This is a genomic window from Dactylosporangium cerinum (genome assembly GCF_042653625.1).
GTDB lineage: Bacteria > Actinomycetota > Actinomycetes > Mycobacteriales > Micromonosporaceae > Dactylosporangium > Dactylosporangium cerinum.
Genome location: NZ_JBHSIU010000046.1, coordinates 247,224 through 272,290, shown reverse-complemented (window position 1 = coordinate 272,290; position 25,067 = coordinate 247,224). Strand labels below are relative to the sequence as shown.

Annotated in this window: 23 protein-coding genes; 11 read left to right on the top strand and 12 right to left on the bottom strand. The window is 71.8% G+C overall.

Annotated elements, in window-relative coordinates; genetic code table 11:
* Positions 1-65 precede the first annotated feature (65 nt).
* Positions 66-539 (top strand): peptidase inhibitor family I36 protein, encoded by a 474-nt coding sequence (locus ACFPIJ_RS35070; RefSeq protein ID WP_380121692.1) that lies wholly within the window; start codon positions 66-68, stop codon positions 537-539.
* Here ACFPIJ_RS35070 and ACFPIJ_RS35065 read toward each other — a convergent pair.
* The gene (locus ACFPIJ_RS35065) at positions 530-2,344 is read right to left on the bottom strand and encodes a tetratricopeptide repeat protein (RefSeq protein WP_380121691.1); all 1,815 of its coding nucleotides are present in this window, start codon (positions 2,342-2,344) and stop codon (positions 530-532) included. The genes ACFPIJ_RS35070 and ACFPIJ_RS35065 overlap by 10 nt on opposite strands.
* Before the next feature lie 102 nt (positions 2,345-2,446).
* Here ACFPIJ_RS35065 and ACFPIJ_RS35060 point away from each other — a divergent pair, with 102 nt between their 5' ends.
* Positions 2,447-3,700: a hypothetical protein gene (locus tag ACFPIJ_RS35060; protein ID WP_380121688.1), complete on the top strand. Its 1,254-nt coding sequence runs from the start codon at positions 2,447-2,449 to the stop codon at positions 3,698-3,700.
* Positions 3,701-3,708: 8 nt separating this feature from the next.
* On the opposite strand, the gene ACFPIJ_RS35055 is transcribed toward ACFPIJ_RS35060, so the two are convergent.
* The 3 genes from ACFPIJ_RS35055 to ACFPIJ_RS35045 are packed head-to-tail and all read right to left on the bottom strand — an operon-like array spanning position 3,709 to position 6,225.
* On the bottom strand, positions 3,709-4,215 hold the full coding sequence (locus ACFPIJ_RS35055) for an NUDIX hydrolase (RefSeq protein WP_380121685.1): 507 nt from the start codon (positions 4,213-4,215) through the stop codon (positions 3,709-3,711).
* Positions 4,202-4,603 (bottom strand): PPOX class F420-dependent oxidoreductase, encoded by a 402-nt coding sequence (locus ACFPIJ_RS35050; RefSeq protein ID WP_380121683.1) that lies wholly within the window; start codon positions 4,601-4,603, stop codon positions 4,202-4,204. The genes ACFPIJ_RS35055 and ACFPIJ_RS35050 overlap by 14 nt, the downstream gene beginning before the upstream one ends.
* Positions 4,600-6,225: an ABC-F family ATP-binding cassette domain-containing protein gene (locus ACFPIJ_RS35045; RefSeq protein ID WP_380121680.1), complete on the bottom strand. Its 1,626-nt coding sequence runs from the start codon at positions 6,223-6,225 to the stop codon at positions 4,600-4,602. Before ACFPIJ_RS35045 ends, ACFPIJ_RS35050 begins: the two co-directional genes overlap by 4 nt.
* A 126-nt stretch (positions 6,226-6,351) precedes the next feature.
* On the opposite strand from ACFPIJ_RS35045, the gene ACFPIJ_RS35040 reads away from it, so the two are divergent.
* Positions 6,352-8,316: an MDR family MFS transporter gene (locus ACFPIJ_RS35040; protein ID WP_380121677.1), complete on the top strand. Its 1,965-nt coding sequence runs from the start codon at positions 6,352-6,354 to the stop codon at positions 8,314-8,316.
* A 497-nt stretch (positions 8,317-8,813) separates the two neighbouring features.
* On the opposite strand, the gene ACFPIJ_RS35035 is transcribed toward ACFPIJ_RS35040, so the two are convergent.
* Positions 8,814-9,512: a hypothetical protein gene (locus ACFPIJ_RS35035; RefSeq protein ID WP_380121675.1), complete on the bottom strand. Its 699-nt coding sequence runs from the start codon at positions 9,510-9,512 to the stop codon at positions 8,814-8,816.
* 50 nt (positions 9,513-9,562) lie between these two features.
* Positions 9,563-10,015, bottom strand: coding sequence for a hypothetical protein (locus ACFPIJ_RS35030; protein WP_380121673.1), 453 nt, complete (start codon positions 10,013-10,015; stop codon positions 9,563-9,565).
* Between the two features lie 173 nt (positions 10,016-10,188).
* On the opposite strand from ACFPIJ_RS35030, the gene ACFPIJ_RS35025 reads away from it, so the two are divergent.
* The 3 genes from ACFPIJ_RS35025 (at position 10,189) to ACFPIJ_RS35015 (ending at position 13,587) form a co-directional block, all read left to right on the top strand.
* Entirely contained in the window at positions 10,189-10,527 is a 339-nt protein-coding gene (locus ACFPIJ_RS35025; RefSeq protein ID WP_380121670.1) for a hypothetical protein, read from the top strand.
* Positions 10,528-10,533: 6 nt separating this feature from the next.
* Positions 10,534-11,202, top strand: a complete 669-nt coding sequence (locus ACFPIJ_RS35020; protein ID WP_380121667.1) for a nucleotidyl transferase AbiEii/AbiGii toxin family protein — start codon at positions 10,534-10,536, stop codon at positions 11,200-11,202.
* Between the two features lie 198 nt (positions 11,203-11,400).
* Positions 11,401-13,587, top strand: coding sequence for an acyltransferase family protein (locus ACFPIJ_RS35015; RefSeq protein ID WP_380121666.1), 2,187 nt, complete (start codon positions 11,401-11,403; stop codon positions 13,585-13,587).
* On the opposite strand, the gene ACFPIJ_RS35010 is transcribed toward ACFPIJ_RS35015, so the two are convergent.
* Genes ACFPIJ_RS35010 through ACFPIJ_RS35000 form a run of 3 tightly spaced genes read right to left on the bottom strand, consistent with a single transcriptional unit; the run spans position 13,577 to position 15,671 of the window.
* Positions 13,577-14,809: an ATP-grasp domain-containing protein gene (locus tag ACFPIJ_RS35010; RefSeq protein WP_380121665.1), complete on the bottom strand. Its 1,233-nt coding sequence runs from the start codon at positions 14,807-14,809 to the stop codon at positions 13,577-13,579. The two genes, ACFPIJ_RS35015 and ACFPIJ_RS35010, sit on opposite strands and share 11 nt — an antisense overlap.
* Positions 14,712-15,422, bottom strand: a complete 711-nt coding sequence (locus ACFPIJ_RS35005) for an alpha/beta hydrolase (RefSeq protein ID WP_380121663.1) — start codon at positions 15,420-15,422, stop codon at positions 14,712-14,714. Before ACFPIJ_RS35005 ends, ACFPIJ_RS35010 begins: the two co-directional genes overlap by 98 nt.
* On the bottom strand, positions 15,423-15,671 hold the full coding sequence (locus ACFPIJ_RS35000; protein WP_380121662.1) for a PspC domain-containing protein: 249 nt from the start codon (positions 15,669-15,671) through the stop codon (positions 15,423-15,425).
* A 116-nt stretch (positions 15,672-15,787) separates the two neighbouring features.
* Here ACFPIJ_RS35000 and ACFPIJ_RS34995 point away from each other — a divergent pair, with 116 nt between their 5' ends.
* Positions 15,788-16,306 carry a YflT domain-containing protein gene (locus ACFPIJ_RS34995; protein WP_203853191.1) on the top strand — a complete coding sequence of 173 codons (519 nt, stop codon included), beginning with the start codon at positions 15,788-15,790 and terminating at the stop codon, positions 16,304-16,306.
* A 24-nt stretch (positions 16,307-16,330) separates the two neighbouring features.
* A complete protein-coding gene (locus tag ACFPIJ_RS34990; RefSeq protein WP_380121660.1) occupies positions 16,331-18,223 on the top strand; it encodes a hypothetical protein in 1,893 nt (630 codons plus the stop codon).
* On the opposite strand, the gene ACFPIJ_RS34985 is transcribed toward ACFPIJ_RS34990, so the two are convergent.
* Entirely contained in the window at positions 18,198-19,727 is a 1,530-nt protein-coding gene (locus ACFPIJ_RS34985) for an RNA-guided endonuclease InsQ/TnpB family protein (protein ID WP_380121659.1), read from the bottom strand. The two genes, ACFPIJ_RS34990 and ACFPIJ_RS34985, sit on opposite strands and share 26 nt — an antisense overlap.
* Positions 19,728-19,783: 56 nt before the next feature.
* Entirely contained in the window at positions 19,784-20,848 is a 1,065-nt protein-coding gene (locus ACFPIJ_RS34980; RefSeq protein WP_380122082.1) for an AI-2E family transporter, read from the bottom strand.
* 163 nt (positions 20,849-21,011) lie between these two features.
* On the opposite strand from ACFPIJ_RS34980, the gene ACFPIJ_RS34975 reads away from it, so the two are divergent.
* From ACFPIJ_RS34975 to ACFPIJ_RS34965, 3 genes are all read left to right on the top strand, one after another.
* Positions 21,012-21,725: a lysophospholipid acyltransferase family protein gene (locus ACFPIJ_RS34975; protein ID WP_380121657.1), complete on the top strand. Its 714-nt coding sequence runs from the start codon at positions 21,012-21,014 to the stop codon at positions 21,723-21,725.
* Between the two features lie 59 nt (positions 21,726-21,784).
* On the top strand, positions 21,785-22,729 hold the full coding sequence (locus ACFPIJ_RS34970; protein ID WP_380121655.1) for an acyl-ACP desaturase: 945 nt from the start codon (positions 21,785-21,787) through the stop codon (positions 22,727-22,729).
* Between the two features lie 132 nt (positions 22,730-22,861).
* The gene (locus ACFPIJ_RS34965; RefSeq protein WP_380121654.1) at positions 22,862-23,230 is read left to right on the top strand and encodes a histone-like nucleoid-structuring protein Lsr2; all 369 of its coding nucleotides are present in this window, start codon (positions 22,862-22,864) and stop codon (positions 23,228-23,230) included.
* 33 nt (positions 23,231-23,263) lie between these two features.
* On the opposite strand, the gene ACFPIJ_RS34960 is transcribed toward ACFPIJ_RS34965, so the two are convergent.
* Positions 23,264-24,991, bottom strand: a complete 1,728-nt coding sequence (locus ACFPIJ_RS34960; protein WP_380121652.1) for a fibronectin type III domain-containing protein — start codon at positions 24,989-24,991, stop codon at positions 23,264-23,266.
* Positions 24,992-25,067: the final 76 nt, after the last annotated feature.

The window sequence follows — 25,067 nt, the reverse complement described above, 5'->3', positions numbered from 1 at the left end:
GGGGATCCGCCGGGTGCGCGGTCGTCGCACCGCGTCCCGGTCCGCTGAAACGTGGGGGTTCAGCCATGATCCGTACCCTGACTCTGTCCTGCTCGGTGCTGGCGGCGCTCGCCGTCACCGCCGCGCCCGCCGCTGCGGCACCCGTGCGCCCGGGCGCCGCCGCCTACCTCGCCGCCCACCCCGGCGGCACCCTGGTGGGCGCCAACGAGATCAGTTACGCCGGCGGCACGTTCGTCGTCACCATCGAACCGCCGGAGCACACCACGGCGTACGCCGACTGCCCCGCGGGCTGGTTCTGCTTCTACGACCGGCCCGACTTCGGCTACCCGCGCGGCAAGCTGTCGTCCTGCGGCTGGCAGAGCCTGGCCCCGTACGGCTGGCAGGACCGGGTCGAGTCCGCGTACTACAACCTCAGCCGTGGCGCCGCGCAGTTCTTCGACTACGGCACCGGCCTGTTCACCGTCGGGGTCGGGTACCGCTCGATCGACTACGTCGGCAGTGCCATGAACCGCAGCACCGACGTGTACCGCTACTGCTGACGCCGCCGGAACAGCCGGCCGAAGCGCGACGGCGCGGCGGCCGGCTTGGGCGCGGCGGCGCCGGTCACCTCGTCGGCCAGGGCGAGCACGTCCGGGACCATGTCCGGCACGATGCGCACCAGCGCGGCCAGGGAGTCCCGGATAGTGACCGGCCTGGTCCGCGACGCCTGCACCGCGGCCAGGAACCGGCGGCCGACCGTGTCGCAGACCTCCACCCGGCACGCCGGGTCGAGCCACGCCGCGACCGTCAACGCGAACAGCGCCGCCTCCGTCGTCCAGTCCTCCACGCCCCACGCGATGTCGGTGAGCAGCCGCCGCTGGGCGGTCGTGTCACCGGGGTCGGCCGGGTTGCGCAGTTCGCCGCAGTGCAGCAGGCCCAGGCACGCGAACACCTGCGCCGACCGCTCCCACCAGCCGTCGGGCAGGTCCGCGTAGCGCTCGGGGCGGGCCGGCGGGTGCACCAGCAGCGACAGCAGCTGCTCGACCGGCAGCTCGCCGAGCGGCAGCGCATGGTCGTAGGCGGCGACCGGATGCGGCCACGCCGGACCCGCCAGGCCCGCGAGCAGCGCCTGGCTCGCCGCCGCGGCCGGCTCGACCGTCGGGTAGGCGGTCGTCGCGTCATACCGCCACAGCACCCGCACCGGCTTCAGCGGCTGCACCAGGTCCTGCGGCGGCGGGCCGGCCACCTCCACGGCCACCCGGGGCACCTCACGGCGCAGCAGTGCGAGGGCGCTGGGCACCTCCAGGGCCGACAGTGACATGCCACCGTCCATCGTGCCCCGCTGATCGGGTGGCACCCGCTGCAGCGTGTTCACGGACGCCTCCGTCGGCCCGGCGACCCGGCCGAGCCACGTGCGGCGCTCGCACGCCTGGGCCAGGTCGGAGTGCTCGTGGCTGACGGCGGGGTGCTCGCGGATGAAGTCGACCAGCGCCACCAGGTGCCGCACGTCCCCGTCCCGCCGGAACCGCAGCCGCTGCGCGGTGTGCACGGCGCAGTCGTAGTCCGACTGGCCGCGCAGACCCTCGTCGAGCAGCGCGATGGCCTCGTCGACGCGACCGGAGTCGGCGAGCCAGTTGGCCATGTCGGCGCACAGGTCCATCTCCTGCGGGGCGGCCCGCCAGGCCGACCGCATCACCTTCAACGCCGCGTCGAGCCGGCCGTCGGCGCGCAGGGCGTACGCGTACCAGACCGAGGTGAGCTTGTCGGGGTGCAGCCGGTGCCCACGGGCGCCCCACCGGACCGCTTCCGCGGTGTCGCCGAACCGGCGCCCGAGCCCGGCCGCGGCGCCGTGCAGCAGCGCATGGTCCGGGTGCGCGCGCAGCGACCGGCGGGCCAGATCCAGGTACACCTCGTTCGCCTTCGCGACCGGCGGCGGCGCCGGGTCACCGAGGCGCTGCATGACCCCGACGAACAACCGGGCCAGCTCGTCCGGGTCCAGGCGGGCCGGGTCGACGGCCCGCACCCAGCTCACGTCCGCCCACGGCTGCTCCGGGTCGAACCCGGTCGCCTGCGCCAGCATCCGCAGCGACCCGATCGGGTCGGCCGGCGCCGTCACGTGCGCCCGGGCCACGACCGTGCCGATGAACGCCGGCTCCCGCAGCGGGAACAGGTCCGCGACCCCGCCACCGGCGCGCGCGGTCAGCGCGGCGAGCAGCTCGTGCACCTCCGGCAGGCCCGGCGCCCAGGCGATCGCGCCGGCCAGGTGGTCGGCCGCGTGCTCGAGGTCGTCCTCGGCGAGCGCCACCCGCGCCAGGGACAGCTCACCGTGCGCCTGCGCCACCGGGTCTTCGACATCGTCGGCCACCCGCGGAGAGTAGAGCACACCGAGGGGATGATGTCGGGCGGTGTGTGTGCAGCGCTCCTCGTCGATGCACGGTAGCGTCGCGGCATGACCCAGGTCCGTCCCATGCGTGAGCTTGCACCGCACCTGGTCTGGGAGGTGGTGCTCCTGCTTGCGGCCGGCGCCGTCGTCGCCGGGCTCTACAACGCCAACTCCGCCGTGTTCACCCGGGGCCAGGTGTGGGCCGGGATCGCGATCCTCGGCTTCGCCGCGTGCGGCCTGGCCCTGTCGTTGCGCACGGCCACCCCCAACCTCGCGATCGGGTCGATCGCCGTCCTGGCCGGCTGGGTCTTCGCCGACCTGGTCAACGACGGCACGTCCGTGGCCGTCGCGTTCATCGTCGCGGTCCTCGCGGCCGCCGGGGTCGGCGTGCTGCTCGCCCTGCTGGCCGGGCTGACCGCGCTGCCCGCCTGGGGCGTGACCCTCGGCGGCGGCTTCATCGTCTCGGCGGCGCTGCTCGAGGCGACCGAGGGCCGGCTCGTGCCCGTGACCGGCGACGCCAGGTCCACCACGTTCGGGTTGTGGGCCGCGGCGTTCGTCGTCGTCTCCGTCGTCGGCGGGGTGCTGTTCGCGCTCCCGGCCGTCCGCCGGTTCCTGTCCGCGAACCGCCCGGTCGCCGGCGACGACGACCCGGCCCGGTGGCGCCCGGCGAAACTCGTCGGCGCCCTGGTCGGCATCACCGGTTCGGCCGTCCTGGCCGGCGTGTCCGGCGTGCTGTCGGTCCGTCTCACCAGCGCCGCCGCCTTCTCCGACAGCGGCCAGCTGCCGTATGCGCTCGCCGCGGTCCTCCTCGGCGGGGTCAGCCTGTTCGGCCGGCGGGCCGGCGTGTTCGGGGTCGTGCTCGGTGTCGTCATTGTCGACGGGGTACGCCGCTGGGAAGTGCTCGAAGGTGCCAACGCGGCGACCGCGCTGCTGACGACCGGCGTGCTCGCGGTCGTCGGACTGATCGCGGTGTGGCTGCTCGAACTCATCGGGCGCCGACTAGCCCCGCTGGCCGCGGCCGCGCCGCCGGTGTTCGCGCCGCCGACGCCCGGCTTCCCGCCCGGTTCGCCGGCGGGCATTCCGTCGCAGTCGGCCGGTGGATACCCGCCGCCCCCGCTGCCGACCTCGGGCGGACCTGCGTTCGGCCAGCCAACGTACCCGGCCCAGCCGGGGCCGGTGATCCCGCAGCCGTGGACGGTCCCCGGCACGGGCGGCACCGCGCCGCAGGTGCCGTCGCAGCCCTTCTCACCACCGGTGAGCGGGCCGCCCAACACGGACCCGCCGCCCGGCTACCCGCAGACGCCGCCGCCGAGCTGGCCCCCGGCGCCGAACATCTGACCGGGCTCTCACATCGAGGGCTCCACCAGGGCCGGGTGGCGCGACCCGGCGGGGGCGAACCACGCCTCCTTCGCGTCGCGCAACGCCATCTCGACCCGCAGCCGTGAGTACGGCTCCAGCTCCGGCAGCGCCGTCGGCTCGAACCAGCCGACATCGAGGGACTCGTCGTCGTTGACGCGCGCGGTCCCGCCGGCGGCGCGGCACAGGAACGTGATGCTCAGGTATTCGCACCGGTCGCCGTTCGGGTAGTCCACCGGGTGGGTGGCGACGCCGAGGATCCGTTCGACCGTCACGTCGACGCCGGTCTCCTCGTGCACCTCCCGCACGATCGTGTCGGCGGGCTGCTCGCCGGGCTCGACCATGCCCGCGACGACGGCCCAGCGGCCGGTGTCGCTGCGCCGGGCGAACAGCAGCCGGCCCTGGTCGTCCACGACGATCGCGCCGACGCCCGGCAGGAGCAGCAGGTCGTGACCGATGTGCGTGCGCATGACCCGGATGTAGTCAGGAATCCCCATCCGGCGAACCTACCGGCACGTGTGGTCGCACGGTGCCCAGCACCCGCGTCACCGCGATCAGGATGACGACTCTCGCCGGGTTCGGCCGGGGCGTCCGGTACCGCTGGGCGTACCGGCGCTCGGCGTCGGCGACGGCGCCGGGATCCGTCTCGATGACCGCGGTGCCCTCCAGGGTCGTCCAGCGGCGCCCGTCGACCTGGCAGACCGCGACGCGCGGGTTGCCGCGGACGTTGCGGACCTTCTGCGACGTGCCGGAGGTGATCACCCGCGCGAGGCCGGTGCCCGGGTCGTACGTCACGCCGACCGGCGCCACGTGCGGGGTCCCGTCGGCCCGGATCGTCGTGATCGTGCACAGGTGCCGCTCGGTCCAGAACTCGTCGTCGCTCACCTGACGCTGACCTTCCCGTCGCGCACGTCGATGTGGCGGTTCGTGCGGACCGCCGCCAGCATCCGCCGGTCGTGGGTGACCAGCAGCAGCGTGCCCGGGTACCCGTCGAGCGCCGACTCCAGCTGCTCGATCGCGGGCAGGTCCAGGTGGTTCGTCGGCTCGTCCAGGACGAGCAGGTTGACCCCGCGGCCCTGCAACAGGGCGAGGGCCGCCCTGGTGCGCTCGCCGGGGGACAGGCTCGCCGCGGGTCGCAGCACGTGATGCGCCTTGAGCCCGAACTTCGCCAGCAGCGTCCGGACGTCGGCCGGCTGCAGGTCCGGCACGGCGGCGCAGAACGCGTCCAGCAGCGGCTGATCGTTGAGGAACAGGCCGCGGGCCTGGTCGACCTCGCCGACCACGACCCCCGGGCCGAGCGCCGCGGTGCCACTGGTCAGCGGGATCCGTTGCAGCATCGCGCCGAGCAGCGTGGACTTGCCGGCGCCGTTGGCGCCCGTGATCGCGACCCGGTCGGCCCAGTCGACCTGCAGGTCCACCGGCCCGAGCGTGAACGGGCCCCGGGTCACCACGGCCCGGTTCAGCGTCGCCACGATCGCACCCGCCCGCGGCGCGGCGGCGATCTCCATCCGCAGCTGCCACTCCTTGCGGGGCTCCTCGACCACCTCGAGCCGTTCGATCATCCGGTCGGTCTGGCGGGCCTTCGCCGCCTGCTTCTCCGTCCCCTCGATCTTCTTGCTCTTGCCGATCTTGTCGTTGTCGGACTGCTTGCGCCGGGCGTTCTTCACGCCCTTCTCCATCCACGCCCGCTGCATCCGGGCCCGCGCCTCGAGGTCGGACTTCTTGTCGTCGTACTCCTCGTACGCCTCCCGCGCCCGCCGCTTCGCGATCGCCTTCTCCTCCAGGTACGCCGCGTAACCGCCGCCGAAGAAGTTGACCTGCTGCTGGGCGAGGTCCAGCTCCAGCACACCCGTCGCGGTGCGGGCCAGGAACTCCCGGTCGTGGCTGACGATCACCACGCCCGCCTTGAGCCCCTGCACGAACCGTTCGAGCCGCTCCAGGCCGTCGAGGTCCAGGTCATTGGTCGGCTCGTCGAGCAGGAACACGTCGTAGCGCGAGAGCAGCAGCGACCCCATCCCGGCCCGGGCGGCCTGACCGCCGGACAGCGCGGTCATCGGCAGGTCCAGGTCCACCGCGAGCCCCAGGTCGGCGGCGACCGCCCCGGCGCGCTCATCCAGGTCGGCGCCGCCGAGGGCGAGCCACCGCTCGAGGGCGTCGCCGTATTCGTCCGGATCCTGCTCGATCCGCTCCGCGGCCGTGTCCATCCGTTGCTGTGCCTCGGCCACCCCGGTGCGGCGGGCCAGGAACTGCAGCAGCGACTCGCCCTCCCGGCGGTCCGGCTCCTGCGGCAGGTATCCGATGATCGCGCTGGGCGGGTTGAGCCCGAACCCGCCCGCCTCGGTCGGCAGCAGCCCGGCGAGCGTGCGCAGCAGCGTCGACTTGCCCGCCCCGTTGGCTCCGACCAGGCCGATCACGTCGCCCGGCGCGACGACCAGGTTCAGTCCGGAGAACAACGCCCGATCGCCGTGACCGGCCGCGAGCTCCTTCACCACGAGCGTGGCGCTCACTCAGTTACCTCCGCAGTCTTGTCGTACCCCGGGCATATTGTGTCTGAGTGCGCTGGGCTGCTTCGCATGGAGTAGCGTGATTTCCGGAACGCGATCGGCTCGTAACGGGGCTTTGGTGTTTGGGGGATGGTTTTGAGCACGACGACGGCCGACGACACGGCCCTGACCCACCGCCAGATCGTCACGATCCTGGGCGGTCTGATGATGGCGATGTTCCTGGCCGCCCTCGATCAGACCATCGTGTCCACGGCCATGCGGACCATCGCCGACGACCTGGGCGGCTTCTCCATCCAGGCGTGGGCGACGACGGCGTTCCTCATCACGTCCACGATCGCGACCCCGCTGTATGGCAAGCTGTCGGACATCTACGGCCGCAAGCCGTTCATCCTCTTCGCCATCGGCATCTTCATCCTCGGCTCGGTCCTGTGCGGCCTCGCCGGGTCGGTCTACCAGCTCGCCGCGTTCCGCGCCGTGCAGGGCATCGGCGCCGGTGGCCTGTTCTCCCTGGCGTTCGCCATCATCGGCGACGTCGTCCCGCCCCGCGAACGGGCCAAGTATCAAGGCTACTTCCTCGCCGTCTTCGGCACCTCCAGCGTCCTGGGCCCGGTCCTCGGCGGCTTCTTCGCCGGCGCGGACGACATCCTCGGCGTCACCGGCTGGCGCTGGATCTTCTACATCAACGTGCCGATCGCCCTCGCCGCGTTCCTCGTGGTCATGCGCGTGCTGCACATCCCGCACCGCCGCCAGGACCACCGCATCGACTGGCCCGGCGCGGTCGCGCTGGTCATCTGCCTGGTGCCGCTGCTGACCGTCGCCGAGCAGGGCCGCGAGTGGGGCTGGGGCTCCGGCAGGTCCCTGTTGTGTTACGGGATCGGCGCCGTCGGCCTGGTGCTGTTCCTCGTCGCCGAGTGGTCCTACAAGGACGAGGCGCTGCTGCCGCTGCGCCTGTTCCGGGGCCGCACCTTCTCCGTCGCCTCGACCAGCAGCTTCATCCTCGGCATCGCGATGTTCGGCGGCCTGCTGACCCTCCCGCTCTACCTGCAGATCGTGAAGGGCGCCAGCCCCACCGAGGCCGGCCTCATGCTCCTGCCGCTGGTCCTCGGCATCATGAGCGGCTCGATCGTCTCCGGCCAGGTCATCGCCCGCACCGGCAGGTACCGCAAGTTCCCGATCATCGGCTCCCTGCTGATGGTCGCCGCGCTCGCCCTGTTCTCCCGCATCGGTGCCGACACCCCGCTCTGGCAGACGATGCTGGTCATGGCCCTCATGGGCCTGGGCCTCGGCGGCAACATGCAGCCGGTCATCACCGCGGCGCAGAATGCCGCCAACCCGCGCGAGATCGGCGTCGCCACGTCCACGGTGACGTTCTTCCGCTCGATGGGCGGCACCGTCGGCGCCGCGGTCTTCCTCTCGGTCCTGTTCAGCCTCCTGCCGGAGAAGACCAAGGACGCCTTCACCGCCGCCCAGTCCACCCCCGAGTTCCAGGCCGCCGCCCGGGCCAACCCCGCCCAGCTCCAGGAGATCGCCCGGGCCGGCACCTCGGGCAGCGCCAGCGCCTTCAACGACACCTCGTTCGTCAACCGCCTCGCCGACGCCCTCGCCCACCCGTTCAAGGTCGGCTTCGCCTCCTCGATGAGCGTCGTCTTCATGGTGGCCGCCGGCATCATGGTCATTGGCTTCATCGTCATCCTCTTCCTGCCCGAGATCCCGCTGCGCTCCATGTCCGCCGCCCAGGAACGCGCCAAGGAGGAAGCCCAGGACGCCGTGGCCGGCAACGGTTCAGCCGGCAACGGTGCGGCTGGGACGGGGCCGGCGTCTACCGGAGGCGAGCTGCGCGGCGGCGCTGTCGGCGTCCTCTCGCCCAACGGGGGTGCAGGCGCCGGGGCCGGTGACCGGTCGGATGTGCCGTCGGTGAGCTCCGGACCGGCGTCGACGGCTGGCGGTGTGGCCATCTCCGGCACGGGGGCCCACGCGGCGGAGGGCGTTGCCGCGCCTCACGCCGATCACGCTCCGCATCACGCGGCCGGCGCTCACGAGGCCGGCGGCGAGGCGGTCGCCCATGACGACGTGGAGCCTCGCCACTCCCGCTGACCTGCGCCTGTGCGCTGACCCGCGCGCCGCTTTCCGGCTACGGCTGGTTGCGGCTCGCGGTTCTGGTCGGCATGACCTTCAAATATTCGCCCACACGGCGCGGGGACTTTGTGGTTCCGCCCGGCCGCTGGCGCGTCCGTGCGACAGGGTGGCGTGGTCTCGGTCCGTGCCGTCGTGCGGTGATGCCAAGCCAGGTCCGCACTCGCATGGTCCAGCGCCGTCGGGGTCGTCATTCGGTGGTTCCACACCGCCGTTGGTTCAACGAAATTCGAACAAATCGCGCGATTCGTGGTGCGGGCATGGTCCGCACCACGGTTTTTCGATCTTGCTCGCTTGAAGGGGCGCGGGTGCTTCGCGCTGTGGTCGGCAACAACGGCGCCTTCCGACAACCGGAAGTATTTCCGTGTTCTGGCCCCGGGGATCCTTCCGGTTGTCGGCGATTGTGGGAGATGGTTGTGCGGGTCGGGTTCCGTTGATGCTCCGCTCGCTGTGGCGGCTCAGGTTGCGGGCGTGGACCGGTTCGGCTCGTCGCCGGGGTCTGCCGACAGGGGGTAGCCCAGCTTCTCGGCCTCCGCTCGGACGTGCGCCGGTGAGGCTTCCGGGTTGAGTGCACGGATGACGGCGTCGGTCAGTGGCAGGAACGCGACGACGTGGTCGATTGCGGGCCGGGGCAGGGCGACCTGGTAGACCTCGTCGGCGTGCTCGCGGTACTTCTCGGCGATGTCGTCGAAGAGGATGTCCAGCAGCCAGGAGCCGTCCGGATCCACCTCGTCGTCGCAGGCGGGCGAGAAGTCGATGTTGTCGCCGGCGTGCCAGCGCTCGTCGTCGTTGCGTCGCCACAGGATGAAACTGGCGTTGAGGGTGCCGTCCGGGTGGCTGAAGGCGGGTTCGGTCACCTGGGAGTTGAACTCGTCGGGGAGGCCGTCGAGCAGGCCGGGCCACAGCTGCCCATTCGTGTACCCGAACATCGGCGACTCGTGGTAGACGCCGCGGATGAAGGTGCCGTCGGTGGTGAAGACGATGTCGTACTCCTCGCCGCTGCCGTTGCGCATCGAGGCGGCCTGGTCGGTGCCCCAGGCGGGGTCGTAGGTGTAGTGGTCGCCTCCGAGGATCGCGTCGAGCATCGCCAGTGCCTTGCATCGCTGTCGTAGGACGTCGATGGAAGGCAACTGGGCGGCGATGTCGTAGACGGTCACGCGCGGCATGGTACGCCGCAGATGATCACAGCGGCCGGGCGTCACCAGTGTCAGTGGGCCTCGTGGCGGTGGTGGGCGGTGGACGGGTCGACGTCGACGGTGCCGGTGGCGCGGTGTTGCTGGATGGCCAGGTGGCACTCGGCGCGGAGCCGGGCGCGCTGGCGGCTGGTCCAGGTGGTCAGGACGAACTCGCGGGTCGGGCCGGACAGGAACCTGGTCCCCGGCACGTGCAGCGGGTGCCAGCGGCAATGGGTCCGGCGCGGGGAGGCGAGGAACTGGCGCAGGTCTGGTGCTGGAGGCAGGTCGCACCGGGCGGTCGGCGCGGCGAAGGCCCGCCGCGCCCGGCGGATGCCGGGGCCGAAAGGAAGAGCAGGAAGAGCAGGAAGAACAGTGAGGCGGGCCGGGCCGGGGTAGTCAGTGGTGCAGAGCGCGGCGCAGCGGTGTAGCGGATACCACCAGGTGGCACGGGTCCAGGACGGGGTGTGGTGGTCGGTGCGTGACATGGTCGGCCCCAATCAGGGCCGCAGGGTGCGGCCCTACTGGGGGTGCGCGGTGTCGTAGATCAGCACCCGACGAGCATACGGCGACACTGAGCGACCGTGGGGGCACGCAGGGGCTGAGGGGTGGTGGGCGGCGGTACACTACCGCCAGGCAAGGGATCGGGAGAGGGTCGGGCATGCAGGACGAGACGGATCCGGGACGCGTCGCGTTTCTCGCGCGGCCGCACCGCCCGGCGCTCGTCTCCCGGACGCTGACCGAGTTGCGCGGGCCGGTCCGTGGGGTGGTTGAGCTGCCGCAGCGGCTGATGTGGAACCCGCGGCGGGACTTCGACCTCGACAATCCCGATCTGCTGCTGTGGATGTATGAGAACGTGCTGCGTGAGGCGATCCGCCTCGAGGAGCTGCGCCGCTGGGTCAACGGGCGGCGGCTGGTCAGGGTGTGGCCGGAGCTGAACCTGCCGCGCGGGGTCCGCCTGGCGTGGGAGGCCCGCCACCAGCAGCTCCGCCTGCGGTAACCAAAGGTGACCGACAAAGCCACCGAACCCGGAAAGACGACGGACCCGTTCTACACCGAGGTTGCCAGGATCGCGCTCGCGGTGGGGGAGCGGCACGGGTTCGTGCTCGGTGGCGGGTTCGCGTGGCTGATGAGCGGGCTCGTCAGCAGGCCCACTGAGGATGTCGACCTGTTCACCGACACGGACGGCGGCGCCGGCCAGGCCGCCGACGCGGTCTGCCAGGCGCTGCGCGCGTCCGGGTACACCGTCGAGGAAGAGGAAGCCGACGACCTCCTCGACCTGTTCGCGGGCTTCGACCAGCGCGAGTTCACCGTCGGTGACGGTGACCGGACCGTGCGGTTGACGCTGAGCCGGCTGGACCGGACCGAGAGCCCGGTCATGATGGACGTCGGGCCGGTCATGCACCGCGACGACCTGATCGCCACGAAGGTCGCGGCACTGGTCAACCGGCGGGAGGTCCGCGACTACATCGACGTCGCCGCGGCGCTGCAACACTACGACGTGGGGCAGCTGCTGGAGCTCGCCCGCCGGCAGGACCCGGGCCTCGAGGACGACGATGTCCACGCCGCGGGTCGTTACCTGGACCGCCTCGACGACGGCCGGTTCGCGTACTACGGACTGACCCCCGAACGGGTCAGCGAGCTGAGGCAGCGCCTGCGAGCGTGGCCCCGGTAGGCAACCCGGCGCGGGTGGCCTCGGTGGACAGCACGTCGGCGAAGCCAGCACCAACACCACCGAAGCTACGAGCCCCTACCAGCGACAACTACGGATTGTGACGTGGACTACCGCAGCGTCACGCCAACGGGGGACCCGCGGCAGTGAGCCACGTCACCTGGCCGAGGGCGAGCACGCGGCACCCGGTACCGTGTCCCGGTGCCGAGCCGGAACGCCACCTATGAGCCCTACCGAGCGGCACCGGAAGCACGAACCGCGCAAACGAGAGCGCCGGAGCAGCCTCAGGACCGGTTCCGCCCGGACATCGAGGGGCTGCGCGCCGTCGCGGTCCTGCTGGTGGTCGCGAACCACGCCGGGCTCGGGCTCGTGCACGGCGGGTATGTCGGCGTCGACGTCTTCTTCGTGATCTCCGGGTTCCTCATCACCCTGCACCTGTTCCGGGAGCTGCAGCGCACCGGGCGGATCGGCTTCGGCGCGTTCTACGGCCGGCGCATCGTCCGCCTGCTGCCCGCCTCGACGGTCGTCGTCATCGCCACCGTCGCCGCCGCGTGGACCTGGATGTCGCCGGTGCAGGCCAAGGCGGTGGTGTTCGACGCGCTGTCCGCCGCCGCGTACGGCATCAACGTCCGGCTCGCCGTGCTCGGCACCGACTACCTGTCCGCGGAGCTGGAGCCGTCGCCGCTGCAGCACTTCTGGTCCCTCGCGGTCGAGGAGCAGTTCTACTTCATCTGGCCGCTGCTGCTGGTCGCCGCCGCCACCCGCAGGGCGAGCCGGCGGAGCGCCGCGATCGCGCTGACCCTGCTGGGCGTCGTGTCCTTCGCGGTGTGCGTGTGGCAGACAGGGCACTCGCAGCCGTGGGCGTATTTCGGCATCCAGGCCCGCGCCTGGGAACTGGCCGCCGGCGCCCTGGTCGCCCTGGCCGCCGAACGCCTGGCGAAAGCACGGGGGACCGCAGCCCTGACGTGGCTCGGCCTTGCCGCCATCGTTGCCGCGGCGGTCATGTTCGACGAGACCACCCGGTTCCCCGGCATGGCGGCGCTGCTTCCGGTCGGCGGCGCCGTCCTCGTCATCGCCGGCGGCTGTGCGAAGAGCCCCAAAGGCGCGGTAGCACTCCTCAAGACACCGCCGATGCAGGCGATCGGCAAGCTCTCCTACAGCTGGTACCTCTGGCACTGGCCGGCGCTCATGCTGGCGCCGCACGTCGTCGGCGCCGAGCACGGCCTCGGCACCTGGGCGAAGGCCGCCGTCGCGGCGGGCAGCCTGCTCCCCGCGTGGCTGTCGCTGAAGCTGGTCGAGAACCGGGTCCGGTTCAACCCCGTGTTCAAGCGCCGCCCCCGCAGGGGGCTCGGCCTGGGCGCCATGCTCACCGCCCTGGCCTGCGGCGCCGCCGCGATCTTCCTCGGCCTGCCGAACGAGGTGCGGGGCGAGGGCACCGCTCAGGACACCGCGCAGGCCCTCGCACAGCAGAACGCCGCAAACGACGCGGCCGCGGAGGCGCGGCAGCTCGAAGAGGCCCGGAAGCGGCTGCTGGAGCTGATCGCGACGAGCGCGCCGCTGACCGCGATGCCGCAGAACCTCACGCCACCCGTCACCGCCGCGACCAACGACCGCCCGCAGGGGTCGAAGGGCTGCCTGGCCTCCCTCGACGAGACGTCGATCAAGCCGGCCCTCGCCGAGGGCTGCGACAAGCACGGCGACCCGCAGGGCAAGACCACCATGGTGCTGTTCGGCGACTCGCACACCGAGCAGTGGTTCGACGCCGTCGACGCGGTCGCGAAACGCAACCACCAGAAGCTGGTCGTGCTGACGAAGTCCGGGTGCACCCCCGCCGATGCGTACACGATCAAGGTCAACGCGCGCCGGGCCTTCACCGAGTGCGCCACCTGGCGCGAAGAGGCCTTCGCGAAGATCAAAGAGCTCAAACCGGCGTTGGTACTGATGTCGACCCGCACCTACGGCGACCCGCCCGTGGACAAGGCCGGCGCGGTGACGGTCGGGAAGGCGGAGGCCGACAAGGCGTGGTCGCAGGCGCTGATCCGCTCCGCGAAGCGGGTCCAGCAGCTCGGCGCCCGGCCGGTCATCATGCAGGACACGCCGGACCCGCGCGGCGCCAGCGTCCCGGACTGCGTCGCCGCGCACCCCGCGGCCGTCCAGCAGTGCGCGCTGAAGGTCGCCACCGCGATCTACGCCACCCGCAAGACCGCCAACGAGGACGCCGCCAAGGAGGCCGGGTTCACGGTCGTGGACCCCACCCCGTGGTTCTGCACCGACACGGTGTGCCCGGTCATCATCGGCAACGCCCTCGTCTACCGCGACGGCAGCCACGTCACGACCAGCTACATCAAGCTGCTCACCCCGCTGCTGCAGGCGGAGCTCAAGGGCTGATCGTCTCGCGCTTCCACAGGTCGATCAGGCCGCGGAAGTGCGCGATGAACCGCTCGTGCTCGTGCGGCGGGTAGGTGGCCCGCACCGTCGACACCAACAGATCATCGAAGTCCTGCGAGCACACCCACTCGGCGACCAGCGACGGCACGTGCGGCAGCGCGGTGTCGCAGAACTCGCGGTAGTCGTCGACGGCGAGGTAGTCGTCGGCGATGCGGCGATACGCGGCGAGCTTGCCCCGGTAGTCGAGGGCCGGGTCGTCGGCGACGGCGAAATAGCGGGCGGTGTCCAGGTCCAGGCCCGGCCGCCGGCCGGTGACGACGCAGAACGCCGACCAGCGCACCAGCGCGGTCATCGCCCACGGGAAGTAGTAGTGCAGGCTGGTGAGGGCGACGTCCGGGCACGCGTTGGCGTAGTCGATGGGGTGCACGACGCCGTCGCGGACCAGCGACTCGCAGGAGTTGAACTCCCACCGGAAGAACGCGTTGACCAGGCGGGAGATCGTCACGACCTCGTCGCCGACGGCCGCGTCGAGGAAGTCGTGCTCGACCGCGTAGCGCTCGTGCATCGGCAGCTCCGGGCGGAACTTCATCACCATCGTCTCGGGCCCGATCGTCAGGGACCGGGTGAACACCTCGTACCCCTCGATCGACTGCTGCAGGTGCATGAGCCGCTCACCGGACTGGTCGTAGGCGGTGTGCAACGCGGTCGAGTCCGTGATCCGGGACACCCCGACCCACGCGCCGCCGTCGTACGGCTTCATGAACAGCGGATACCCGATGTCCTCGGCGACCGCGTCGAGGTCGAACGGCTGGTTGTACCGTTCCGCGGTGTACGCCCACTTCGCGTGGTCGACCGGGTTCTTGTACGGCACCAGCACCGTCTCCGGCACGTGCAGCCCGAGGCGCATCATCGCGCAGTACGCGGCGTGCTTCTCCATCGACTGGAACGTGAACGGGCTGTTGAGCAGGTACACGTCGTCCATCAGCGCGACCTTCTTCAGCCACTCGCGCGGGTGGTAGTACCAATACGCCAGCCGATCGATCACGAGGTCGTGCGACGGCTTGTCCCGCAGGTTGAACGGCTCGATGCTCACCCTCGCGGTCCGCAGGTGGTGCGACGCGCCGTCACGGCCGCGGATCGGACCGATCCGGCCGATCAACGTCTCGAACGCCCGTGGCCAGTCCTGCTCCGTGCCGAGCAGCAGGCCGATGAGATGGTCCATCCGTGAACTCCCGGAGCAGCGGTGGCAGGTGCGGGCGGAGTGCGTCGCGCCAGGTCGTCATCGAGTGACCGCCGGGCACCTCGACGAGCGGCACACCGAGCCGCCGCGCCATCGCCCGGTTGTTGTGCAGGTTCTCCTCGTCCCGCCCGCACGTCAACACCGTCCGGGCCGCGGTCGGCGCGGCGGCGTCGACGAAGTCCAGGATCCGCTGGAACCGGGGGAAGCCGGCCTCCTGCGGGTCCAGCTCGGCGGTGAAGAAGCTCCCCGACTGCAGGAACAGCCCGTCGAAGGTGCCGGGGCGGCGGTGCTCGGCGTGCAGCAGGGCCAGCGCGCCGAGGCTCGCACCGAGCCCGACCAGGGGGCCGGCCGGCAGGCGCGGGAGCACCCGGTCGACGAGGGCGTCGGCGTAGGCGGGGTTCGCCGAATACCACTCGTTGCGGTCGCCGGGGGACAGCAGCGCCACGTGCGCGCCGCTCGCCACGCGGGTCAGCGCGGCACCGTCCTCATAGGCGGGTCCGTCGTGCGCGACGAGGACCACGCCGGCGCCGCCGGCGGGCGACACCACCCGGACCTCCAGGGTGCCGCCCAGCACCGGCACGCACAACGCGGTCACTCACGCACCATAGGGCAGATGATCGCCGGACGCAGGACTCACCGGCTTCACATCGACCGGGGTGTCGGGCATGACGATCCAGAGGATGGGGTAGGCCAGCACGGCGGTCCCGCCGGTGAGCAGCACGGCGAGCAGGAAGGCGGCCCGGGCCATGGTCGGGTCGACGCCGAAGTACTCGGCGAGGCCGCCGATCACACCGGCGAGGCTGCGGTCGGCGCGGGAGCGGCGCAGGCGCTTGATCTCGGTCATGTCCCCAAGGTTGCCTGCTGGAATGGCCCGACGACCTCGGGTGAGGCCCTGAACGATCCCTGAGTCCTGACCCCTGGCTGCCGGGCCGATTCGTTCGGGGCCCTACGATTTCGCCCATGACGACCCCTCCACAGCCCGAATCGAACGTCCCGTCCCCTTCTGACGAGCTCGTCGAACTGGAACGCAGCACGGTCACCGTGGCCCGCTACTCCGACTACGCCTCGGCCCAGCGGGCCGTGGACTACCTCTCCGACAACGGCTTCCCCGTCGAGCGGACCGCGATCATCGGTACCGACCTGCGGCTGGTCGAGAACGTCCTCGGCCGGCTCACCATCGGCCGGGCGGCCATGGCCGGCGCGCTCAGCGGCGTCTGGTTCGGCCTCTTCCTCGGCATCCTGTTCACCCTGTTCAGCACGTCGTCGTGGGTCGGCATCATGCTCGCCGCGATCCTCGTCGGCGGCCTGTGGGGCGGCATCTTCGGTGCCCTCGCGCACGCCGCGACCGGCGGCCGGCGCGACTTCACGTCCCGCAGCTCCCTGCAGGCCGGTCAGTACGCGGTCACGGTGGAGGCCGAGGTCGCCGACGAGGCCCGCGTCCTGATCACCCGCGCGACCTGGCGGGCCGCGAACGGCTGACCGTTCCCGCTACGATCCACAGTCGTGGACGTCGATGAGCGGGTGCGGCAGGCGTTCGCGGTCGGCCAGCCACTGAACCTGGGCGGCGCCGACGTGCCCGCCACCCTGCTCATGGAGCTGCTCACGGGGGAGCTGCCCACCCGCCGCGCGGCCCTGCGGCTGCACGAGGCGCGGGTCACCGGGAAGCTCGTGCTGTCCTTCGCCGAGGTGACCTGCCCGCTGCTGGTGCAGGAGAGCGAGTTCCTGGAGCCGCCGGACCTGTACTGGGCGCGCCTGGCCTTCACCGGGTTCCGCAACACCCGCCTGCCGGGCCTGCACGCGGCCGGGGTGACCGTCGCCGGGCACCTGCGGCTGTCCGGGATCCGGTCCACCGGCGTGATCAACCTCAGGGGCGCCAAGATCGCCGGCGGGCTGCTGCTGGACCGCGCGCACCTGCTGCGTCCCGGCGGCACCGCGCTGCTGGCCGAGCGCCTGGAGCTCAGCGGCGACCTCGTCGCCGAGCACGGGTTCCGCGCCGAGGGCACGCTGCGGCTGTTCCAGGCCACCGTGACCGGCGGCATCCACCTCAACGACGCCACCGTCATCGCGCCACCGGCCGCGCCGGACGCCCCACCGGAGACGTTCGAGCACCTCGGCGACGGGGAGACGCTCACCCCGCGTCCCGGCGCCGCCCTGGGCGTCGACCTGGACAGCGCAACCGTCCAGGGCGGCGTGTTCGGGCGCCGCGCCACGGTCCACGGCGAGGTCAGCCTGCGCAACTCCACCATCGGCGGCGTCGCCACGTTCACCGGCGCGACCCTGAGCAACCCGGGCGCCGTCGCGATGCGGCTGGACCGCGCCGACGTCGCCGGCGGCGTCCACCTCCTCGGCGGCTGCTCGGTCGAGGGCGAGCTGCGCCTCGTCGGCACCCGCGTCGGGCGGATCCTGCGGCTCACCGGCGCGACCCTCGCCAACCCCGGCGGGCACGCCCTGCGCGCCGACAACTGCTCCGTCGACGGGCCGGTCGACTGCCGCGAAGGCTTCACCGCCACCGGTGAGGTGTCGTTGCTCGAGGCGCGGGTCGCCGGGCCGGTCTTCTTCGAGGGCGCCCACCTGGACAACCCCGACGGCACCTCGTTGCGCGCCACCGGGATCGTCACCGGGTCGCTGCTGCACTGCTGCGACGGGTTCACCGCGACCGGGCGGGTCACCATGCGCGCCGCCCGGATCGGCGGGCGGCTGTGCTTCCACGACGCCCACCTGCAGGGCGTGTGGTGCACCGGCGCGGAGGCGGTCGAGCTGGACCTGCGCTTCGCCGAGCCGCCGGCCGGCCGCCTCGACCTGCGCTACCTGAAGGTGGCGCTGCTGCGCGACGACGCCGCGACCTGGCCCGCCGACGTGCGGCTGGACGGCCTCACGTATCAGACCCTGATCCCGCTGCTGGAGCCGCCGCAGCGGCTGCAGTGGCTGGCGAGGACCCCCGACGGCCTCCCGCCGCAGCCCTACGAGCAGCTCGCCGCCGTCTACCGGCAGCTGGGCCACGACGAGGACGCCCGCACCGTCCTGCTCGCCAAGCAGCGCCGCCGCCGGGCGACCCGGCCGTGGTGGACGTGGCCGTGGAACTGGCTGCAGGACGTCACCGTCGGCTACGGGTACCGCCCCCAACGCGCCGCCGTGTGGCTGCTCGCCCTGCTGGTCGTGGGCACCGCGGTGTTCACCGTGTGGCGGCCGGCGCCGGTCAATCCCGGTCAGCCGCCCGAGCTGTACCCGGTCGTCTACACCTTGGACCTGCTCCTGCCGATCATCGATTTCGGTCAGGAGCCCGCCTACCGCCCGACCGGCGCCGGGCAGTGGCTCGCGTTCCTGTTCATCGCCGCCGGCTGGACCCTCGCCACCACCGTCGCCGCCGGCTTCACGAGGGTCCTGAGCCGCAACTAGTGCTGTGACCACTAACGTTCACCGGGTTGGTGGTGTTGTGGTTCCTCGCCGCGGGGTGCGGTCGAGCGACTCCCCACCGGTTACTGGTGGTGGGGCGGGCCTCAGCCGGCCAACCGACCCCTACCGCCGCCGGTGCCGCACCAGCCGCCACCGTTGATGGTGGTGGTCGGTGTGGTGGGGGTCGGCGTGGGTCACGCCGGGACAGTCCGGCACCGGGAAGGTGTCGTCCCGCTCGACGGTGCGTGAGCGTCCGCGGCAGCACAACGGCTGTCGTGACGCTGGAACCACCGCCCGCCTCCGTGGCCGGTGTCCGGCCGGGGGTGCGGGTGGCGATGGTGGCGGCCGCGAACAGGTCACGGTGCCCGGTCAGGTTGCACAGCCGGCAGGTCATCGTCCTGCCGGCTGGTTTGCTGATCCTCTTGCGGCAGGTGGGGCAGGTGGAGGAGGTGCCGCGTTCGTCGACGAGGTGCACGACGATCCCGGCGAGTTCGGCCTTGTCCCGCAACATGCTGATGGCGCGGCCGATCTGCCATTGCCGCAGCCGCAGGTTGTGCCGGCGCCCGGCCGGCAGGTCCAAGACGCCGCGGGGGTCACCGACGGTCAACGTCCCGACCCTGTGCCGTACGGCCCAGTCGATGACGGTTTTCGCTGCCTCGTGTTGGGCTTGGCGGATCCGCCGCCGGTGCCGGCCCTCGACGAGGCGGGCCCGGCGGCGTGCCTGCCGCCAGCGTCTGGACCCGCGCTGGCCGGGTTTCGGGGCCTGGCCGGCGGTCGCCCGCCTGCGGTGTTTGGTGTCGGCGAGGTGCATGCGGTGCTCGGCGCGGACCGCCCGGCCGGACACGAGCAGGCCGTGGCCGTCGGGTCCGGCGACGGCGTAGGGGTGGATGACGCCGAGGTCGACCCCGGCCACCCGCCCCGGGTCCGGCGCCGCGCCCTGCGGGTAGCTGGTGACTGGGACCTCGGCGGTCACCTCGATCCACAACCGGCCGCCCTCAGCCAGGAGGGTCACCGACCGGACCTGCTCCATCGGGTAGGGCACGTCTCGGTCCAGGCGCAGCCACAACGGTCGGCTGCCGGCGGCGGTCGGCAGCCGCAGCCGTCGTCGGTCGAGGGTGTACGTGCCGTGGTAGTAGCGCACCGGCAACAACCCACGCCGACGCCGCGGGAACCGGGCGGTGAGGTCACCGGCGTGGCGGCGTTTCGCCGCCGCGAACCATGCGTCGGAGTAGCGGCGCAGCACCGACCTCGCCCCGGTCGAGTCGAGCTCACCGAACGTGCCCGGCCCGGCCGCCGACAGCTCCCGGCACAACGCCTGATACCCGACCACCGGTGGTGCGTCGTGCCGCCACCGCCAGTGATTGACCTCCAGGACGCACGCCCACACATCACCCGCCGACCGCAACAGCCCGTAACACCGGGCCCGTTGCGCCCGGGTCAGGCGCAACCCGACTCGGGCGGTGCGGTGCACCACCCGGACCGCAGCTGGATCCCGGTGTCGAGGCATACCGACACCCAAGCACAGGGGTACGACAAACCCGGCCAACGTTCATGGACACAGCACTAGCGGGCGTCCTGCCGGGGGATGACGACCTCGCGGACGATCAGCTGGACCGCGGCGACGACCGGGATCGCGATCAGCGCGCCGACGACACCCATGAGCGCCACGCCGAGCAGGACCGACAGGATCGCGGCCAGGTCGCTGACCTTGACCGCCCGGCGCATCACCGTCGGGTAGATCAGGTAGTTCTCCACCTGCTGGTAGATGACGAAGAAGATGACGCAGGCGATGCCCGCCGGGATGCTGGTCGCGAAGCCGACGATGCTCACCACGATCGCGCCCAGGGTGGCGCCGATCTGCGGGATCAGGTCGGTGATCGCGATCAGCACGGCCAGGGCGTAGGAGTACTTGATCTCGAGGATCAGCAGGAACACGAACGACGACAGACCGGCGATGACCGCGATGGCGAGCGCACCGCCGAGGTAGGCGCCGACCTTCGTGAGGATCTCGTCGCCGAGCAGCCTCACCCGCGGGCGGCGGGAGGCCGGGACGAGCTTGTAGCCGCCCTCCGTCAACCGGTCGAACGCGGCCATGAAGTACAGGGTGAGCACGACCACCGTCACGATGTTGAACAGCGCACCGAACACGACCTGCGCGCCGCCCCAGACACCGCCGAGGGCCTTGGTGACGTTGCCGGCGGTGGCCACGGCCTTCAGCTGGTCGAGCAGCTTGTAGTCCTCGTTGAGCTTGTTGAGCTGGTCCTGGTGGCGCAGGTTGTCGATGTAGCTCGGCAGGTGCTCCACCAGCGCCCCGGTCTGCGTCACCAGCGGCGGGATGAGCGCGAGCAGGCCGCCGCACAGCAGCAGCATCGCGCCGAGCCCGACCGTGGCGACCGCGAGGACCCGCGGCACACCCCACCGGGTGAGCCGCACCACGGCCGGGTTGAGGCCGATCGCCAGGAACATCGCGATGAAGATGAGCACCAGGATCGAGCGGACCTGGTCGACCGCGAGGTACAGGCTGTACGCCAGCAGCAGCCCGATCCCGCCGAACAGCCCGATGAGCAACGGCGAGCGCCGCATCGGCGGCCCCGGCGTGCCGAACCGCGGCGGCGGGACGACGATGATGTCGACGTCCTCGTCCTGGGGCGTCTCGTCCGCCGGCGATTCGTTCTCGTCGTTCTCGACGTCTTGGTCGATGGACACCCGGACTCCCACAGCAAAGATGAAGAAAACGACCTTGGAGGCAGGGTACCGGGTGACGTCCAGCAAAGGTCGGTAGCGTTAGCCCATGGCTGATCTCGTGTACCCCCCGGTCATCGCGCTCGCGAAGACGATGTTCCGGCTGCTCAACATGCGCATCACCGTCGAGGGGGCCGAGCATGTGCCGACGACGGGCGGTGCGGTCATCGCCTGCAACCACGTGTCGTATCTCGACTTCATCTTCTGCGGCCTCGGCGCGAACCGCTCCAAGCGACTGGTGCGGTTCATGGCGAAGGACTCGATCTTCCGGCACAAGATCGGCGGGCCGCTGATGCGCGGGATGCGGCACATCCCGGTGGACCGGGACGCCGGCATGGCGTCGTACAAGTCGGCGCTGGAGAACCTGAAGGCCGGCGAGGTCGTCGGGGTGTTTCCGGAGGCGACGATCAGCCAGTCGTTCACGGTGAAGGACATGAAGTCGGGCGCCGCCCGGCTCGCCGCCGCCACGGGCACGCCGCTGGTGCCGATGGTGCTGTGGGGGACGCAGCGGTTCTGGACGAAGGGTCACCCGAAGAATCTCACCCAGCGCGCGGTGCCTATCACGATCATCGCCGGGGAGCCGTTGCACCCGACCCGCAAGGACAACGCCGACGCGGTGACCGCGGAGCTTCGGACCCGAATGACCACGATGCTGGACCGGGCCCAGCGGGAGTACCCGCATCAGCCCGACGGCGTGTTCTGGCAGCCCGCGCACCTCGGCGGGACCGCGCCGACGCCGGAGTCCCTTCTGGCCGCCGACTAGCCGAGCATGTTTCACTCAGTACCGACCGAGCTCCTGCTCCCGCATTCAACGGAGGTTCCGTGACGACCGAGCCCACCGCCACCCTGGCCCTGCTCAACGAGCTGGAGCCGGTGGTCGAGGCCAACCTCAACCGTCACCTGGCCACGGCCAAGGAATGGTTCCCGCACGAGTACGTGCCGTGGAGCCAGGGCCGCGACTTCGACGGCGTGCTCGGTGGTGAGGCGTGGGAGCCCGGCCAGTCGAAGCTGTCCGAGGTGGCCCGCATCTCGCTCATCGTGAACCTGCTCACCGAGGACAACCTGCCCAGCTACCACCACGAGATCGCCACGATCTTCGGCCGGGACGGCGCGTGGGGCACGTGGGTGCACCGCTGGACCGCGGAGGAGGGCCGGCACGGCGTCGCCATCCGTGACTACCTCATGGCCACCCGGGCGGTCGACCCGGTCGCGCTGGAGCGGGCCCGGATGACGCACATGGAGGTCGGCTTCACCAACGCCTACGACGGGCTGATCGAGTCGGTGGCGTATGTGTCGTTCCAGGAGCTGGCGACCCGGGTGTCGCACCGCAACACCGGCACGGCCAGCGGCGACCCGCTCTGCGAGCAGCTGCTCGCGAAGGTCGCCAACGACGAGAACCTCCACATGATCTTTTACCGCAACCTGCTCAACGCGGCGTTCGACGTGGCGCCCAACACCACCATGCGGGCCATCACGAAGGTCGCCAAGTCGTTCCAGATGCCGGGCCACACCATCGAGAACTTCGGCCGCAAGTCGGTCCAGATCGCGATGGCCGGCATCTACGACCTGCGCCTGCACCACGACGACGTGCTGATCCCGGTGCTGCGTCAGGTGAAGGCGTTCGACCGGTCCGAGCTGTCCGGCGACGGCGAGGCCGCACGCGAGGAACTGTCCGCGTTCCTGGCCGGGCTCGACGCCCAGGCGAGCAAGTTCGTGGAGCGGCGCGAGGCCACCAGGGCCCGCCAGTCCGCCCGGGCCGCCGTCTAGACGCGGTTACTCTTCGGGTACGCTCCAACGACCGTTCCGTGCCCGTCACTGCCCGTCTGCCCGTTTTACACGCGGAATTCAGGTTACCGACGGGTCCGGAAGTAACTCCCTGTACCGGAAGGCAGCATCGTCATGGCCAGACGCGTGATCCATGAGCTGATCGACGACCTCGACGGCGAACTCGCCGACGAGAGTGTCAGCTTCGGCCTCGACGGCGTGCAGTACACGATCGACCTGTCCACCAAGCACGCGGCCGAACTGCGCGACGCCCTCGCGCCGTTCGTCGGCGCCGCGAGCAAGGTCGGTCGGCTCACCCCGGCATCCGCTGCCGCACCGGCTCGTCCGGGCGGCCGGGTCCGGCCGGTCCTGTCCGCCCGCGCCGAGCGGGAGCAGAACCGGGCCATCCGTGAATGGGCCCTGTCGAAGGGCATCGAGGTGTCCGACCGCGGCCGGATCCGTTCGGATCTCGTCGAGCGGTACCACGCCGAGGCAGGACATTGAAGGTTCGTCGCCACACCCGCTGAGGGCATCCCGTTACGGGGTGCCCTCAGTGCGTTTTCCCGCATGCGTCAGGGTGAGCAGCGCCACACCGGCGAGCAGCATGACGGCGCCGGTGCCCGCGATGCCGGTCACCGGGTCGCCGGTCAGCGCCAGGACCCCGGCGCCGGCGTCGCCGAACGCGGTCACGCTGTACGCCTCGGCGACGGTGACCGCCATCGTCAGGTAGCGTGCGCTCCCGTCGCCGTCGACCCCGGCCACGACCAGGGTGTGCGCGCCGTGAAGCTCCTCCGGCACGGACACCTCCACGCTGAACGCCCCCGTGCCGTCCGTCATCGTGGTGGCCAGCAGGTGCGGCTCCGAGTACAGCGCGACCTTGACCGTCGAATGCGGCGCGAACCCGGACCCGCTCACCGTGAACGTCTCACCCGGCGCCACCGTGTCACCGCTGGAGCTGCCGATCCCGCCGGCCCCCACCGGCACGCTCGCCGGCACCGTCACCTCCTCGGGCGTCGCCACCTGCGCCGGCACGCTCCCCCCCGAGTTCCGGCCGTGCCGGCCCAGCGCCTTCACCGCCACCGTGTACGTGTCGCCCCACCTCAGCCCGCTGATCGTGCACGTGTTGCCGTCGACGGACTCGCACACGCCCTGATCGCCGCCCACCGTCGAGGTCGCCAGGGCCTGGAACCTCGCCACCCCGGTCCCCGGCGCGCCGGCCACCCACGACACGGTGATCGCCTCGATCCGCGCCACGGCGGTCACCCCCGTCGGCTCGCCCGGCGCCTGGCTCGGCGTGGCGACGGGCGTGACCCACGCCGACTCGCCCGAGCCGCCGGTGCCGTCGGCGCGGACGCGCACGGTGTACGAGGTGCCGTTGGTCAGCCCGACGATCGTGCAGTGCTCCTCGGTGGTGACGCAGTCCAGCCCCGCGTCCTCCTCGACGTGCACCGTGTAGCCGGCGACCCCGTCGTGCGGCCAGCGCGCCCGCCACTCGACCATGAGTTGCCGGTCGCCCGGCGTCACGACCAGCTCGACGGGCTCTCCGGGTGCGGCCGACAGCACCCCGCCGCCACCCGCCGGTGCCGACCCGACCGGCGCGGGCGGCACGGTGCCGGGGATGACGACGACGTCCGAGCTCGCGGGGCTGGACGGCACGGCCGCCCCGGCGCCGCCGAACGCGACGACCCGCACCACGTACGCCCCACCGGCGCCGATGTCGCACGCCGCCGTGGACGGCAGCGCCCCGAGACAGCTGCCGGCGGCGACGCCCTCCCGGTCGTACGCGGTCGCGACGTAGTGATCGACCCCGCTGCCGTCGTGCACCCAGGCCACCCGCAGCCCGCGGTCGACGGTCGTCGCGGAAACCTGGGTCGGTGCCGCGGGTGCGTTCGCCACGCCGGCGGCGTTCGCGTGGCCACTGCCGGCGGCCGGGTCGTCGTTGATCGTGTCCAGGGGGTTGCCGTCGGCGTCGACGGGTCCGCCGGCCGCGGCCGCGGTGTCATCCACGGCCGCACCGTCATCGCCGGTGACCCCGTCATCCGCCCCGGTCCCGTCGGCCGCGGTGCCGTCGTCCGCCCAGGTGCCGTCGTCGCCCATGTCGCCGGTGTCGTCCTGCGTGCCGTCCCCGCTGCCGGGCCCGCTGCTGTCGGGGGACGGTGACGGGTCGGCGCTCCGCGTTGCCTGCGCCGCCGGGTCGAGGCCACTCGCTGTCGGGCCGGCCGGTCCGGGTGATCCGGTGCCGGTCGCTCCCTGCGGGTTCGCCAAGATCCAGCAACTGTGCAGCGGTAGGGCGCCAGATCGGACTTCGGCCGGTGGACAACGTGGAGTGTGAAGTGAGGCG

What these genes read in the sequence shown, in the direction of transcription:
- ACFPIJ_RS35070 (WP_380121692.1), top strand. Translation starts at nt 66, where the DNA reads ATGATCCGTACCCTGACTCTGTCCTGCTCGGTGCTGGCGGCGCTCGCC.
- ACFPIJ_RS35060 (WP_380121688.1), top strand. Translation starts at nt 2,447, where the DNA reads ATGCGTGAGCTTGCACCGCACCTGGTCTGGGAGGTGGTGCTCCTGCTT.
- ACFPIJ_RS35055 (WP_380121685.1), bottom strand. Translation starts at nt 4,215, where the DNA reads ATGGGGATTCCTGACTACATCCGGGTCATGCGCACGCACATCGGTCAC.
- ACFPIJ_RS35040 (WP_380121677.1), top strand. Translation starts at nt 6,352, where the DNA reads ATGGTTTTGAGCACGACGACGGCCGACGACACGGCCCTGACCCACCGC.
- ACFPIJ_RS35030 (WP_380121673.1), bottom strand. Translation starts at nt 10,015, where the DNA reads ATGTCACGCACCGACCACCACACCCCGTCCTGGACCCGTGCCACCTGG.
- ACFPIJ_RS35025 (WP_380121670.1), top strand. Translation starts at nt 10,189, where the DNA reads ATGCAGGACGAGACGGATCCGGGACGCGTCGCGTTTCTCGCGCGGCCG.
- ACFPIJ_RS35010 (WP_380121665.1), bottom strand. Translation starts at nt 14,809, where the DNA reads ATGGACCATCTCATCGGCCTGCTGCTCGGCACGGAGCAGGACTGGCCA.
- ACFPIJ_RS35000 (WP_380121662.1), bottom strand. Translation starts at nt 15,671, where the DNA reads ATGACCGAGATCAAGCGCCTGCGCCGCTCCCGCGCCGACCGCAGCCTC.
- ACFPIJ_RS34995 (WP_203853191.1), top strand. Translation starts at nt 15,788, where the DNA reads ATGACGACCCCTCCACAGCCCGAATCGAACGTCCCGTCCCCTTCTGAC.
- ACFPIJ_RS34985 (WP_380121659.1), bottom strand. Translation starts at nt 19,727, where the DNA reads ATGCCTCGACACCGGGATCCAGCTGCGGTCCGGGTGGTGCACCGCACC.
- ACFPIJ_RS34975 (WP_380121657.1), top strand. Translation starts at nt 21,012, where the DNA reads ATGGCTGATCTCGTGTACCCCCCGGTCATCGCGCTCGCGAAGACGATG.
- ACFPIJ_RS34965 (WP_380121654.1), top strand. Translation starts at nt 22,862, where the DNA reads ATGGCCAGACGCGTGATCCATGAGCTGATCGACGACCTCGACGGCGAA.